Annotated in this window: 12 protein-coding genes and 1 pseudogene; all 13 read left to right on the top strand. The window is 37.9% G+C overall.

Annotated elements, in window-relative coordinates; all coding sequences use genetic code 11:
• Window positions 1-7 precede the first annotated feature (7 nt).
• The 13 genes and pseudogenes from BOQ62_RS11425 to BOQ62_RS11365 all read left to right on the top strand — a co-directional run bounded on the left by BOQ62_RS11425 (window position 8) and on the right by BOQ62_RS11365 (window position 14,825).
• Window positions 8-4,258, top strand: coding sequence for a type I polyketide synthase (locus BOQ62_RS11425; protein WP_129039579.1), 4,251 nt, complete (start codon window positions 8-10; stop codon window positions 4,256-4,258).
• Window positions 4,246-4,545 (top strand): acyl carrier protein, encoded by a 300-nt coding sequence (locus BOQ62_RS11420; protein ID WP_002977699.1) that lies wholly within the window; start codon window positions 4,246-4,248, stop codon window positions 4,543-4,545. Before BOQ62_RS11425 ends, BOQ62_RS11420 begins: the two co-directional genes overlap by 13 nt.
• A complete protein-coding gene (locus BOQ62_RS11415; RefSeq protein ID WP_129039577.1) occupies window positions 4,536-5,318 on the top strand; it encodes an alpha/beta fold hydrolase in 783 nt (260 codons plus the stop codon). The genes BOQ62_RS11420 and BOQ62_RS11415 overlap by 10 nt, the downstream gene beginning before the upstream one ends.
• Window positions 5,311-7,713 (top strand): glycosyltransferase, encoded by a 2,403-nt coding sequence (locus tag BOQ62_RS11410; protein ID WP_129039575.1) that lies wholly within the window; start codon window positions 5,311-5,313, stop codon window positions 7,711-7,713. The genes BOQ62_RS11415 and BOQ62_RS11410 overlap by 8 nt, the downstream gene beginning before the upstream one ends.
• Window positions 7,714-7,731: 18 nt before the next feature.
• Window positions 7,732-9,003: a condensation domain-containing protein gene (locus BOQ62_RS11405; RefSeq protein ID WP_164976729.1), complete on the top strand. Its 1,272-nt coding sequence runs from the start codon at window positions 7,732-7,734 to the stop codon at window positions 9,001-9,003.
• Window positions 9,000-10,253: a condensation domain-containing protein gene (locus tag BOQ62_RS11400; RefSeq protein WP_129039572.1), complete on the top strand. Its 1,254-nt coding sequence runs from the start codon at window positions 9,000-9,002 to the stop codon at window positions 10,251-10,253. The genes BOQ62_RS11405 and BOQ62_RS11400 overlap by 4 nt, the downstream gene beginning before the upstream one ends.
• A gap of 74 nt (window positions 10,254-10,327) precedes the next feature.
• Window positions 10,328-10,801, top strand: a complete 474-nt coding sequence (locus BOQ62_RS11395; protein ID WP_228413977.1) for a hypothetical protein — start codon at window positions 10,328-10,330, stop codon at window positions 10,799-10,801.
• A 74-nt stretch (window positions 10,802-10,875) separates the two neighbouring features.
• Window positions 10,876-11,834 (top strand): annotated as a pseudogene (locus BOQ62_RS11390) (Fic family protein).
• A 196-nt stretch (window positions 11,835-12,030) separates the two neighbouring features.
• Entirely contained in the window at window positions 12,031-12,540 is a 510-nt protein-coding gene (locus BOQ62_RS11385) for a very short patch repair endonuclease (RefSeq protein WP_129039568.1), read from the top strand.
• Window positions 12,541-12,655: 115 nt separating this feature from the next.
• On the top strand, window positions 12,656-12,880 hold the full coding sequence (locus BOQ62_RS11380) for a DNA cytosine methyltransferase (RefSeq protein ID WP_129039566.1): 225 nt from the start codon (window positions 12,656-12,658) through the stop codon (window positions 12,878-12,880).
• The gene (locus BOQ62_RS11375; RefSeq protein WP_129039564.1) at window positions 12,811-13,707 is read left to right on the top strand and encodes a DNA cytosine methyltransferase; all 897 of its coding nucleotides are present in this window, start codon (window positions 12,811-12,813) and stop codon (window positions 13,705-13,707) included. Before BOQ62_RS11380 ends, BOQ62_RS11375 begins: the two co-directional genes overlap by 70 nt.
• Window positions 13,686-14,231 carry a DNA cytosine methyltransferase gene (locus tag BOQ62_RS11370; protein ID WP_129039562.1) on the top strand — a complete coding sequence of 182 codons (546 nt, stop codon included), beginning with the start codon at window positions 13,686-13,688 and terminating at the stop codon, window positions 14,229-14,231. Before BOQ62_RS11375 ends, BOQ62_RS11370 begins: the two co-directional genes overlap by 22 nt.
• Before the next feature lie 135 nt (window positions 14,232-14,366).
• Complete coding sequence (locus tag BOQ62_RS11365) at window positions 14,367-14,825, top strand: hypothetical protein (protein ID WP_129039560.1); 459 nt, start codon at window positions 14,367-14,369, stop codon at window positions 14,823-14,825.

Below are 14,825 nucleotides of genomic sequence, written 5' to 3'. Positions count from 1 at the left end.
ACTAAGTATGAAAAAAACAGATGTTGCTGTAATTGGTCTATCCTGTGTCTTTCCCGGGGCACAGGATGCCAACACTTTTTGGCAGAATATTGTCAATAAAGTTGATTCTACCGAGCTGGCTCCGGCGGATCGGATAGATCCGGTTCATTTCAGTGATGCCACAAGCCCCGTTGACCGTTTTTACTGTCAGCGCGGAGGATTCATCCCTGATTATACTTTCGATCCTACCGCATTTGGTATTCTGCCATTGGCTGTGGAAGGAACGGAACCTGACCATTTGCTTACCCTTGATCTGGTACAGAAAGCACTGGAAGATGCAGGCGTATTTCAGAAAAATATTTCCCTTGAAAAAACAGGCATCATTATTGGTAAAGGAAACTATACAGGTCCGGGCGCTACCCGTGCCATCGAGATCGTAAGAACCGGAGAACAGATTTCTTCGTTATTACAGGAATTGCTGCCTCAGGTTTCTTCTGCAGATATTGAAAAAGTAAAACATGCTTTTCAACAACGCAAAGGACGTTTTGCAGCCGATACTGCGATGGGATTAATTCCCAATCTTGTTGCCTCTCTTGTGGCCAACCGCTTCAATTTAGGAGGTGCTGCCTTCACTGTAGATGCCGCTTGTGCTTCTGCTTTAATTGCTGTAGATCATGCTGTACAGGAACTTCAGAGAGGCCGTTCTGATATCATGATCGCAGGAGGCGTACACACAGGACAAAATGCTGCTTTCTGGAGTATTTTCGCCCAGCTGGGAGCTATGTCCCGCCAACAACAGATCAAGCCGTTCAGTATGGATGCTGACGGTTTATTGATCGGTGAAGGTTGTGGCTTTGTAGTCTTAAAAAGACTGGAAGATGCCGTTCGTGATCAGGATAAAATCTATGCCGTGATCAAAGGGGTGGGTGTAAGCAGCGATGGTACAGGTACCAGCGTAATGAGCCCATCCGTAAAAGGTCAGTTAAAGGCTTTGGAACAAGCCTGGATCAATGCTGATTTAGATAAAAATAAAGTGGGATATCTTGAAGCTCATGGTACAGGAACACCCCTTGGAGATAAAACAGAACTTCAGACCTTAGCTCAGTTCTTCGGAAAAGAAGAAGCAACTCCGGCTGCGGGTATCGGATCTGTAAAGTCCAATATCGGACATGCTATGCCAGCTGCCGGAATTGCAGGATTAATTAAAACCTGTTTAGCATTACATCACGATACTTTACCACCAACCCTATATTGCGAAAATCCGACTTCGGAGATGCAGAATACAAGGTTTGAACCTGTACAGGAAGCCAAAAACTGGTCAAAAACAGGGCTGCCAAAAGTAGCGGCAGTGAATGCTTTCGGATTCGGAGGAATCAATGCCCACGTTGTTTTGGAAGGTTATGATATGCCGAAAAAAGATAAGGTATTGATCTTGGCAAGACCTACCCATGAAGAACTGCTTTCCGCATTACAAAATAATGAAACAGCGATTGGTGAAGGAAATTTTAGGGTTGCCCTATTCGATCCTACGCCCGCAAGATTAGAAAAAGCCATTAAAATTGTTTCCAAGAATATCACATGGAAAAACAAACAGGATATCTGGTACACTTCTACCCCATTATTAAAAGATGGCGGTAAAGTAGCCTTTGTATTCCCAGGACTAGACGGACTGGCAAAAGGTGAGGTAGAAACTGTAACCCGTTATTTCGGATTAACAGCTCCTATCGAAACGGAAGGTGAAGGACTTTTAACCGATGCTTTAAACGTTTTCAACAACTGCAGTATCCTTGATAATTCACTGAAAAAGTTGGGAATTATCCCGGATATGAATGCAGGACACAGTTTAGGAGAATGGCTGGCGGGTTACTCTTCTGAATTAGCAGAAGTAAACTCTGTAAAAGCTTTAATTGATGTGCTGAATCCTGAAACTTTTGAATTAAAAGATTCCAAGTTCATCGCCATAGGAGCCGGAATTGAGGTGATAAAACCTTTTATTGCTGAAATTTCAAACCTTTATGTTTCCAATGACAACTGCCCCAATCAGGTGATTCTTTGTGGGAGCAATGCCGCTCTGGATGAATTGGTTCATTTATTAAAAGCAAAACAGATTTTCCATCAGGTACTACCATTCCAATCCGGATTCCACTCTCCTTTTATCGCTGATAAACTGGATGTAATCCTTGCCGGAATGGAAAAAGCACAGTTCCAGCAGACGAAAATTCCATTGTGGTCTGCTACCACCTTAGAACCTTATCCTGCAGATCAGGCAGCGATCAGAAAACTGAGTGCAGAGCATTTGGTTGAACCTGTTCGTTTCCGTGAACTGACCGATAAATTATACGAAGAAGGCGCAAGAGTTTTCATTCAAGTCGGAACTGGTGGTCTGATTGGATTTATTGATGATACTTTGAAGGGAAAAGCTTTCAGTACCATCGCATCCAGCGTTCCAACCCGTTCTGCATTAGCTCAGTTACAGCGTGTAGTGGCTTCTTTATTTGTAGAAGGAAAAACGATTGCTCTTGACTTTCTGGAGATTCAGAATCATTCGAAAAGACCGTCAGGAAAAGGCATTAAACTGGAATTAGGTTCGCCTATCATCCGCAATTTTAAAGAAGTAAAAGCATTGGCTCAGTCCTTTGACAAGCCAAAACAATATACTGCCTCTTCCGTTGCGACTGCAAAAAGCGGACATCCGCTGGTACAGGCATTTCAGGATAACGTTGCGGATATGATCCGTATGCAGGAAGAAGTATTGACTTTATTCCAGAACCGTCCGGAAATCACCATCCAAAGACCCGCACCTGTAGCTCATCCTGTTCAAAAAGCACCAACAAGTACAACCTTCTCAAAAGATTTGTTTGTAACCCTGGAAAGTCATCCTTACCTGATCGACCATAGCTTATTGAGACAGCCAAAAGGCTGGGCTCATGTAGCAGATATGGAACCGGTTATTCCGATGACGATGATCTTTGAACAACTTGCAGAAATTGCAGAAGCCGAAATTCCTGGAACACTGGTTCATAAAATCATGAACGTAAGCGTATTCCAATGGATGAACGTAGCTAAACCTTTCGAAAAAACCGTAAAAGGAGAATGGCGTTCACAAAATCATGCTTATCTCGATATTGAAAACTTTGCCAACGCAGAAGTAGTTTTAAAATCGGGTCCTGTTCCGACACCTGATTTCAATCTTTCCATCGGTCATCTTTTACCTATCGAAAGAACCCCTGAAGAAATCTATGACATGCACATGTTCCATGGAGATAAATACCAGGGAATTACGGAAGTTTCAGCCGTTGGAGACAAGGGAATCATCGGAAAAATAAAAGGAAACGGTGGTAAAGGTTCTTTACTGGATAATGCAGGGCAGCTATTCGGGCTTTGGCTTCAGCTTACTTTGGTAAAAGACCGTATTGCATTTCCTGTGAAAATCAGAGATATTGAATTCTTCGGTGATATGCATGATCAGGAAGGTATTTTTGAATGTACCTGTATGCTGACTGAGCTTAATGATGAATTTGCCATCGCAGATATCATCCTGAAAAGAGACGGAAAAGTATGGTGTGCCATTACAGGCTGGCAAAACAGAAGACTGGAAATTGATGCCGCTTTATGGAATGTTTCCATGTCACCGCTGCACAACAGACTTTCGGAAGAGATTGCTCCTGAAGTTTTCTTCTTTCATCAGGCCTATACAAGAGTCGCTTCATGGGATTTTATCCTGAAAAGATATTTCAACCAGACAGAAAAACAGCACCATCAACAGTTATTACCCAACAAGAAGAAAAACTGGATGGTAAGCCGTGTAGCAGTGAAAGATGCTGTAAGAAACCTTCTCCGTCAGGAAAAAAATCATGCCTGCTTCCCGATCACCTTTGAAATCCGTTCCGATGAAGTGGGGAAACCTTACCTCATCAGTGATTTTACAGAAGACATTCATATTTCATTGGCCCACAAAGGAAAAGAAGCCGTTGGAATCGCGAGATATGGAAAATCTGTAGGAATTGATATGGAACTCATGGAAGAACGCAGTTCAGGATTCTACGACATGGTATTTACTGACAAAGAATTAGCCTTATTAAAAGACAGAGATCAGGCAGAATGGACCACCCGATTCTGGGTAGCCAAAGAAGCTTACGGAAAGTTCTTAGGAACCGGACTGAAAGGAAATCCTAAAGCCTTCGAAGTCGAAATGATAAAAGACGATCACCTGTGGATCAACAACATTGAAATCAAAACTATTAAACATAAAAATTATATTATCGGATGGACACTGTAAACGCAACATTAAAAATGAACCACGAAGAACTTTTTACTTTATTAAAAGGTTTTATTACTGAAGTGATAGGTGCTGAATTTGTAGAAGAGATGGATATTACTCCTGAAAGTTCATTCACCAAAGATCTTGAAATGGACAGCATCGAGATTGTCTCTTTCTCTGAAAAGATCAAGGCGCATTTTGGCGATCAGATCGACTTTACAGGTTGGTTATCATCTATGGATCTTGACCAGCTGATTAATCTTGACCTTAGTATGATCATCAATTATATCTACGAATGCCAATAATCACTGTCAATAACAGACAAGTTCATATACAGGAACTCAACAAAGGAGCCGAACAAACCGTGGTACTCATCCACGGTATGTTCAGTAACCTGTCCATTTATTATTTTAATATTGCCCCTGTGCTGGCCAGGCATTTCAATGTAGTGATGTACGATCTGAAAAGTCATGGAATGAGTGAACGCTTTTTGGATGGGTACGATCTTGACAACATGTCATCCGATTTAATAGGTTTAATAGATCACCTTCAACTGGAAAATGTACACCTTGTAGGCTATAGCTTTGGAGGGCTTATTGCGCTGAAGACAGCTTTGGAATATCCTGACCGTGTGAATCAGCTTGTTGTCATGGAAGCTCCGGATCCTCAGGACGAAAAAGCCCGTAACATCATTGATGAATACAGCAAAGAATTTCTTGAGCATTACGTAGCCAACTTTACAGACACCACCAAAGTGCAGATGGGCAAAAGACAAATGGAAAAGAACCACCGTATGTATGAATTTCTGTTTAACCAGACCAGCATTAAAGCAGATATGATTAAGGAAAAACATTTCCTGGGTGAAACCGACTTTAGTAAGTTGACGGCTTCTACTCTATTGCTTTATGGCGCTGATTCCAACTGCAGACCTACCGGTGAGTGGCTGCAATCTAAAATCAACCAGTCTGAACTTGAATTAATTCCGGGTGATCACAATATTCCTATTCAGGAACCTCAGCTCATTGCTGAAACGATTGCTCAATTTTTATCTAAAATTTTAACACAAAACCATGGCTAAATTTGCATTTATAGTTCCACCATTGACAGGACATGTCAACCCTACCTTAAGCATCGGTGCTACCCTGCTGGAAAGAGGACATGAAGTAGCCTGGATCAGCCTTGACCCGACTTTAGAGGCTAAGCTTCCCGAGGGAGGAAAATTATTACTGATCCAATATGATCAGACCAACGAAGAAAAGAAAGACAGTGAACAATATCTTGATATCATTTCAAAAAAAGTAGTGTACGGAATCGACAGTGTTAAGTTCCTCTATGAAGAGGTTCTTATCCCGCTGAACAGACATTGTTATAACGGAATTGTTTCATTATTAAAAATAGAGCAGCCTGATTTGATTATCGGGGATCATCAGTTATTTGCAGCTCCGGTTGCCGCAAAGGCATTAGGAATTCCTTGTGCGACTTCCGTTACCGCTCCGGCAGCCATTAAAATCATGAATGAGCTTCCAAAAGTACACGAATGGGAAGTGAATCAAATCATTGATTTGCAGAAAGAACTGGGTTTCCAGGAAGAACGCTCTTTGGCAACTTCAGATCTGTTGACCCTTGTTTTAACATCGAATTATTTCTTTGGGGAAATGGATGATCTGCCTTCTCAATACCAATTTACAGGTCCGGTTCTTGCGGAAAGACGTGTTTCATGTGAATTCGACTGGGAAAAATTAAAAAGCAAAGACAACAAAAAGATTTTAGTAAGTATCGGAACTACCTTCGATCATGATCATAAAAAAGCATTTTTCCAAAAGGTTGTTGATGCCTTTAAAGATGAAGATTTGACTGTGGTAGTCGTTTCCGATCCACAACTTTTCGAGCAGTGGCCGGATAACTTTATGGTATATCAGCAGGTTCCACAACTGGATCTGTTGTCTCATCTGGATGGTGTGGTTTGCCATGGCGGTCACAATACCGTATCCGAAACATTATCACATGGGATTCCTTTGGTAGTCATTCCGATTGCTTATGATCAATCACATGTTGCAGGACGTGTGGTGCGTACCGAAGCGGGTGAGCGTCTGAATTTTAACAGATTTAAAGCCAATCATCTGAGAGAAGCGGTACAACAGATTTTAAACAATCCAAGCTACCGTGAAGCGGCTCAAAAAGTAGGTCAGTCTTTTGTGGAAGCAGGAGGTTCCGCTACAGCTGCTAACCTATTGGAACAGGCTCTGTCAAAAGCTTCAAAACCTGAAAAACCATCTAAATTTTTATTCGTGGTTCCTCCGTTTTTCGGACATGTAAGTCCTACTTTGAGTGTGGGAGCAAGTTTAATTGCCCGCGGACACGAAGTAAAATGGTTCGGGATTACGCCTTTAGACAACAAACATATTCCTGAAGGAGGTTCTTATTTCTATCCGGAAGAAGATCTTATTCCGTATCAGGAGGAAATTGCCCGTATTTTAAAAAGACAGGATGACGGACCCGCATGCTCCGGACCTGAAGTAATGAAACTGGCACTCGAAGAAACCTATGTTCCTTTCGCTAAAATGATGATGCCGGGATTAACCAGATTGACAGAAAGCTGGATGCCGGATGTGATTGTGAATGACTGCATTACTTTCGGAGGGGCTCTTTTCGCTCATAAACATAATATTCCTTGTGTCACCACAACGCCTGTTCCACCGGATGTAATGGGTGATACGGAAAAAAGTGCTCCTAAAATCTGGGAATGGCAGCAAAACCTGATCAAAGACCTTCAAAAAGAAGTAGGCATTCATGAAGAAGGTATTTACATTCATTCTCACAAACTGAATATGGTGTTTACTTCACAGGCTTTCGCTGGTTTTGAAACTGTTCCGTCTCATATGAAATTTGTAGGTCCGGTAAAAGGCCGCCCTAACGATGCACCATTTGACTGGGATAAACTGAATGCTTCTACCACTCCCAAGATCTTTGTATCATTGGGAACCCTTTTGGTAGACATCAGAAAAGCTTTCTTTGAAAAAATCATCGCTGCATTTAAAGACCACCCCGTTACAGTGATTGCTGCTACTCCACCGGAAATTTTTGAAGAATGGCCGGACAATTTTATTGTGAACAGCTTTGTTCCTCAATCTGCAGTGATGCAGCACATGGATATGGTAATTTGCCATGGTGGTTTCAATACCGTTAACGATACTTTCCGTAATGGATTACCGATGTTGATTACTCCAATTGCTTATGACCACTTTCACATTGCAAAACTGATCGAACAGGCAGGCTGCGGAATCAGCATCCGATACAAAAGACTCCGTGTAGAAGCCCTTCGTGAAACGGTTTTTGAATTATTAGAAAACCCGAAATACAGATTGGCAGCTCAGGAAGTCCGCAATACATTTACCCTTGCAGGAGGAAACGACAAAGCAGTAGAACTGTTAGAAAATTTTGTACAAGAACATTCAACATTAGCTTCTGTATAAACCCATAAATAGCTGCATATGAAAAGAAGATTGCTATTTGGTGAACGCATGTTACTGGGGGACGGAACAGAACCTTTTAACGCGGTCATTTCGTTCAGACTGAGAGGTACCTTTGCATTAAAAGATATCCAGCATGCGCTGGCTCAAATTCAAAAGAAACATCCATGGCTTAGAGCATTGATCAGCCATGATGAAAAAAATATTCCATGGTTCAATGTTCCTGATAATCCAGTTTCTATTCCTGTAAGAATCATTGCCCGACAAAGCGAAGATCAATGGCAGGAAGAATCCAGGAGAGAATGGAATACTACCTTTAATTATGAAAAATTACCCCTGATCCGGTTTGTCTGGATCAAAGGGGAAAACGTTTCTGACATGCTGTTTGCGTTCCACCATTGTCTTTGCGATGGCGGTTCTGCAATGGCTTTTTTAAAAGAGTTTTTAGTAGTACTGGACAATCCAGCTGCTGATATCGGAATTGAAAACCCTATCTTAGGAATTCAGGATGTGGTTCCGGCTAAAATTCTGAACAGCCGCAGACAGAAACTGAAAGCTAAGTTTATCGGAAGGCTTGCTGCCACAGCAATCAAATGTATTCCGGTAGGTAAAAAAGCTGTGGAAAGACAGAATGATTATTTAATCCATTGGAAATTGGATGAAACGGTGAGCAAAGAATTAATTGCTTACTGCAAATCTCAGAAAGTAACCGTCAATACCTTCTTGAGTGCGGCAGTATTACAGGCCTTTAAAAAAGTAAGAGGTGAAAAATCCTTCAACAAAGTTTCCTGTCCGGTAGACATCAGGCGTTTTGCCAGTCAGATCAAGGAAGATCATATTTTCGCTTTCGGGCTGATGATTGTGGTTTCTTCTGATGAAAAGCTAAGCTTTGAGGACAATCTCCGAACAATGCAAAAATCTGTGGAACAAAAGACCTCAAAACTGAATCCTTACATCACGATGATGGTGATGGAATCCGGACATGATGCCCTGAAGAATTTCACCAAACTTTTAAAGAACAGAAAATCATCCAACGATTGCATGTTTTCCAATCTGGGACGAATTCAGATTCCTCATCAGTATAAAGAATTCTCGGTGGATACTATTTTCAGTCCATCCGTGATTGGTCCTTTGGGGAATACAACAACGATGGTAACCTCTACTTACCGTGGTGAAATGGATTTTTCATTCATGGGGAGCGAAGGATATTTACCTTATACAGATGCTCTGGCAGTCCGTGATGAGGTGATTCAGATTATACATTCACAACTGAAACAAATCGCAGTATTATGATCAGAAGACCCTTAATGATGGTGGAAAGGATCATGTATGTAGATCCTGAAACGCCTTTAAACTGTGTATATACCGCAAAAATCAAAGGAGAGATTCCGGAAGAGAATTTTAAAACAGCTTTAATCAAAATCCAGCAGAAACATCCGATGCTGAGAGCGGTCATTGATCGCAACAGCGGACGCTATCCTCTTTTTGTGGGACAAAAGGATATTCAGCCTATTCCTCTTCGTATTGTAGAACGAAAGACAGACGAAGATTGGTTCAAAGAATCTGAAAAAGGATGGTTCCAGCTCTTTGAACATCCTAAAAAACCGTTAGCCGAAGTGGTTTGGGTAAAAGGACAGGATGCTTCCGAAATCCTTTGGGTCATGCCTCATTGCATTTCAGACGGAACAACCGGAGTGACCCTAATGCGTGAGCTTTTGAGTTTGCTGGACAATCCTCATGCCCCGCTCATTCCTTATGTTGCTTTTGAATCTGTGAATGATTTCCTGCCTTCAGATTTTAATACAGGAATCAAAAAATACAAGGCCAGCCTTTATTTACTTTTCGCCAGAATATTCTTTTCTATCCAACGAAAAAGCAAAAAAAGAAACCTTGGAAAAAATTACGCCATTCACTGGAAAATGACCACAGAAGACACCAAACTGATCACTGAAAAATGTAAAGCCAACGGAATTTCCGTACATGCTTTGCTATGCTCTTCAGTGATGCAGGCCTTCCGTGATATTCAGGGAGACCGTGCCAAAGGAAAGGTGATCAGTCCTGTAGATGTGCGTCATTTTATTCCGGAAATTAAAGAAGATCATTTGTTTGCTTTTGCCCCAACAGTAGAACTTTCTGTGAAAAAAGACAGTAAGGATGTGATGAGTAATGTCAAACAGATCAAAAAGGATCTTATCGAGAAAATCAACAAGATGGAAGCCCGTGAACTCCTGTGGATGGGTGAACATATGCACCCCATTGTAGAACGTATGATCAGTATGCTGAAATCCAGCGAAGGCGGACATGATGTAACCCTATCCAATATGGGAAAGGTGAATATTCCGAATGATTATAAAAACTTCAAACTGGAAACCGTGATCAGTCCTACCGTGGCCTTTCCATGGCTGAACTCAAACACTTTGGTAACCAGTACATACAACCAGCAAATGGACTTCACTTTCATGTCCAATGAAAATTTTCTTCCCAAAGAGGAAGCCCATCTGATAAAAGATAAAGCCATTGAGCTATTGACCACCTCTCTATGAAATTTAAAATAAAGCCTCCAAAGCCAAAACCCATCAAGAAAACCACCCTCAGACGCTTTCTCATCAAGCGTACGATGTATTATGTCCTCCCGAATGTATTTTTTAATTTCATCATTGCGTATGCCAGCTTCAAAGAGTTAGGCTACACCCATTTTTTCTCAGGAACCCAAAACCTGGCCCGTCTTACCCTGCCCATGGCTATTTTCCTTCCGGTAGTCCTTACCATTGATATCATCAAAAGGGTAACCGATGCCGCCAGCCAGGAAGCCATAGAGTTTACCGTAGACGAACAACTGAATATTAAAAAGTTAATGACCAAACTAAGCATCTTACACGGCCTAATTACAGGTTCATTGGTATTATCCCTGCTCTTTATAGGACAGTATAATTTTTCAAAGGATTATAAGCTGGATGCTACGGCAATGGCTATGGTAGTGGGTTTGTTGGCAGGAATTTTATCTGTGATTTTTGTGTATTTGCCAGTGTGGAGATTGAGGAGGTGGATGTGTAGGAGGACGCAAGCTGTGGCTGTCGACCTAAATGCATAATTTATTTTAATAAATCTCTATATTTTTAATATAAATTTCTATCTTTGATAGTATCATATGATACTATCAAAGATATGAAACCTCCTTATACTATTACAGACACCATTTTATTTTTAGTAGCTTCTATTTCCGAAAAAATAGGAGAAATTAATGCTTCACATCTGTATAAACCTGTGACTGAATTAAGGAAAAAAAACAGGATTAAAACGATTCAGTCTTCATTGGAAATTGAAGGAAATACCATTACTGAAGAGCAGATAACCGCTTTACTGGAAAATAAAAGAGTCATTGCTCCCCAAAAAGATATTCTTGAAGTACAGAATGCAATACAGGTGTATGAAGAAATCAATAAGCTGAATCCTTATCACCTGAGAGACTTAGAAAAAGCACATTCTATTCTGATGAAAGGATTGGTTGCTCATCCTGGTAAGTTAAGAACTACTAATGTGGGTATCATTAAAGGTTCGAAAGTAGAACATATAGCACCAGGAGGCACTATGGTAAAAGGATTGATGAATGACCTCTTTGCTTATCTGAAAAAAGACAAAGATCTGGTTTTAATTAAAAGCTGTGTCTTCCACTATGAGTTTGAATTTATACATCCTTTTACAGACGGTAACGGAAGAATGGGCAGACTCTGGCAGACCTTGATTCTGATGCAGCAATATCCTGTATTTGAATATCTGCCCGTAGAAGCTCTCATCAAGCAAAAACAGGCCGAATACTATAATACCTTATCAGAATCTGATAAAAAGGAAATTCTACCCCATTTGTAGAATTTATGCTCGGTATTATTCTCGAATCTCTACAGGAACTTTTACAAACTCAAAATAAAACATTGTATACAGAAGACAGAATTTTCTTATTTAAAGAGAAAGTAAAACAAAATAAGTTCAGCAGGAAAGACTATATGCAGAACTTCAGGAATATTTCTGCCCCCACTGCAAGCAGAGACCTGAAATGGGCTGTTGAACAGGGTATTTTATTAAAATCCGGAGAACAGAGGTTGACAGAATATTGTTTTAAAGAATAATGTTATACTGCCTATGATTTTTGTGTATTTGCCGGTGTGGAGATTGAGGAGGTGGACGTGTAGAAGAAGATTTATAAATTTGGAGCTAAATCAATAAAAATTTATAATAGTATCAAAAGATATATCTTACTTTTATAATTTATTTTTTCTATCCCATTATTTTTATCAGAGACAATGATTTAAGTAAATTTATTTCATGGATATTTGGAATAAAAAGAAAAGATCAGAAGTAATGGCCAAAATACGGTCAACCAATACCAAACCAGAAATATTGGTTAGGAAATTTCTTTTTAGCAAAGGCTTAAGATATAGAATAAATTATAAAAAATTACCAGGAAAGCCAGACATTGTTTTCCCTAAATATAAAACAGCTATTTTTATTAATGGTTGCTTTTGGCATGGACATGAAAATTGTAACATATCCCACATACCCAAAACCAATTCCACATTTTGGAAAAATAAGATTGAAAAAAATAAAATTAGAGACTATAATAATATACAAGATAATCTCCTACTTGGTTGGAGTGTAATTATAATATGGGAATGTGAGATTAAACCACAAAATTTAGAAAAACTTTATAATAAAGTAAAAGAAGTATTAGACTCTAAAAATAACTCTTTTTTTAAAATAAAATTGTACGATGTTAGTGAAAACGTTTTAAAAATTAAAGAAGATATTATAGAATATAAAAAAATAAAACAATAATTCTTAAATAATAAATATAATATTTTACTAAAATCTTAAAACAATCTAAAGAAGAAAATATGATTTTATAAATTTTTTTTCTTCGTATTATTGCAATTGCTATAATATTTTATAAATGAAAAAACTTACGCATATAGAGTTATTTGCTGGTTGTGGTGGAATGAATTTAGGATTAGAATCAGCAGGATTTGAACTCTATTTTGCTAATGAGGTTTCACCAATGGCTAGTGAAACCTTTGCTTATAATTTTTTAAATGAAAATTTAACAGAATTATCAGAAACAATAATAATCCTGTTCATACATTATGGGTATGTAGTGACTATGCAAAGGATAATTTAAAAAATAGATTAAGAGAAAATTCTTTCTCAGGTAATAAAAAGATAACAGATCTTAATAAAGAAGCTAGCTTAGATGGAAAACTTTTAGTTGGTGATATTGATAAGCTTCTTTCGTTTTTACTAAAAAATAGAAAATATAAAGAACTACAGAAACTAGATATTGATTTAGTATCTGGCGGACCACCATGTCAAAGTTTCAGTTTAGCAGGGAAAAGAGAAAAAAACAATTCTAAAAATTTACTTCCATTATCATTTGCTAAATTTACAGGTTTAACAAAACCTAAGGTTGTATTACTTGAAAATGTAAAAGGAATAACATCGCCATTTAATGAAGACGATGAGCAATATTTTGCTTGGTTAGAAGTCTCCAAAGCATTTTCGCTAGAAGGGTTCGTTCCGTTATGTATGATGATTAATTCTAAGTTTTTTGGTATACCCCAAAATCGTCCAAGATTCATATTACTTGCATATAGAAAAGATATTTTTGATAAACTGCTTAATAATACCACAGATAAAACAAAAAAAGAAATTTTAAATCTATCAAGAACTTTTTATGAAAGGGTTAATAATAAGGAACTTAATATAAATGATATTAAAGTAAGTGATTTTAAATATTATGATATTGAGGAAGAACCCAATCTTTTTGATGGTGAGCTATTTCCGAAAATGAACAAAACTATAGAAACTTTTACCTCAGTCAAAGATGCTATTGGTGATTTATCCAATGATAATGGAAGTAATACTTATAAATTATTATTAGAAGATTTATTTGATCAAAAAAATCTCAACAATTATCCAATTTTGAGATGCGCCACCATAATTCTATAACTCGAGCAAGATTTAGATTATATCAAATTCTAGAAAAAATTCCCGTAGATTATAAAAAAAATATTATAAATTTATTACGTGGAAAAGAAATAATAATTAATGAAAATGATATTTTTAATGCTATCAATTCTTTTTTATTTCTTATTCCATCTGCTAAGAATGAAAAAGATGTCGAACGTAAACTCGAGAACTTTGAAGACTTAAAGATATTAATGAAAAAACTAAAAACTAAAAAGCATACTCAAAAAGCTTTAAATGAGAACTTACCTGCACCTGCACAATTGACTATTCCTGATGATGTATGTCACTATGATTTTAATAATCCTAGAGTATTAACAGTACGAGAAATGGCTAGAATACAATCATTCCCTGATTGGTTTGTTTTTAAATCAAAGACAACAACTGGAGGAGATGCTAGAAAATATGAAGTACCGCAATATACTCAAGTAGGAAATGCAGTTCCTCCTTTATTAGCTTATGAGCTTGGCAAACTTATTAAAAATACTTTAAATGGCCTTAATTGATGATTTTAAAAAAGATTGTACTACTAATAAGACAGATCTTATAGTTCAAAAATATTTAATAGAAGGAGATTCATTTTTTTTAAACAGGTCCTTAAACAGCCTGAATTTGAATTTAAAAAAGATATTTCTACTTTTTTGAATGCTCATATAAGAGAGGTTATTATAGTAGGTTCAGGAAAATTAGGATTTAGTATAAAGCCAGAGAGAGATACAGTTCTTTATATGTTTAAAGATTTTGATTTTAACTATAACCGTGATAATAAGAATGAAAAATCTGATTTAGATATTGCTATAATTTCGTCTGAATTGTTTGATCGAGAATTTAAAAATTTATATCACTATACCGAAGGTTATTCATCATCTATTTGGAAAGACCGGAATAATCTGGCTAAATATGTTCTAAAAGGAAGACTAGTTACTCGATTTTTTCCTGATGATTTTAAATTATCAAAAGAGTTGAAAGATGTACAAAGTAGATATGAAAAATTATATGGTAGAATTATAAATTTTGAAATATATAAATCCTGGTTTTATTTTGAAACCTATCATGAAACAAATATAAAAAATATTCAAGTTAATTTAATTAGTCATTAA

The organism is Chryseobacterium sp. CH21, assembly GCF_004119445.1.
Classification (GTDB): Bacteria; Bacteroidota; Bacteroidia; order Flavobacteriales; family Weeksellaceae; genus Chryseobacterium.
This window is presented reverse-complemented; position numbering and strand designations above follow the sequence as displayed.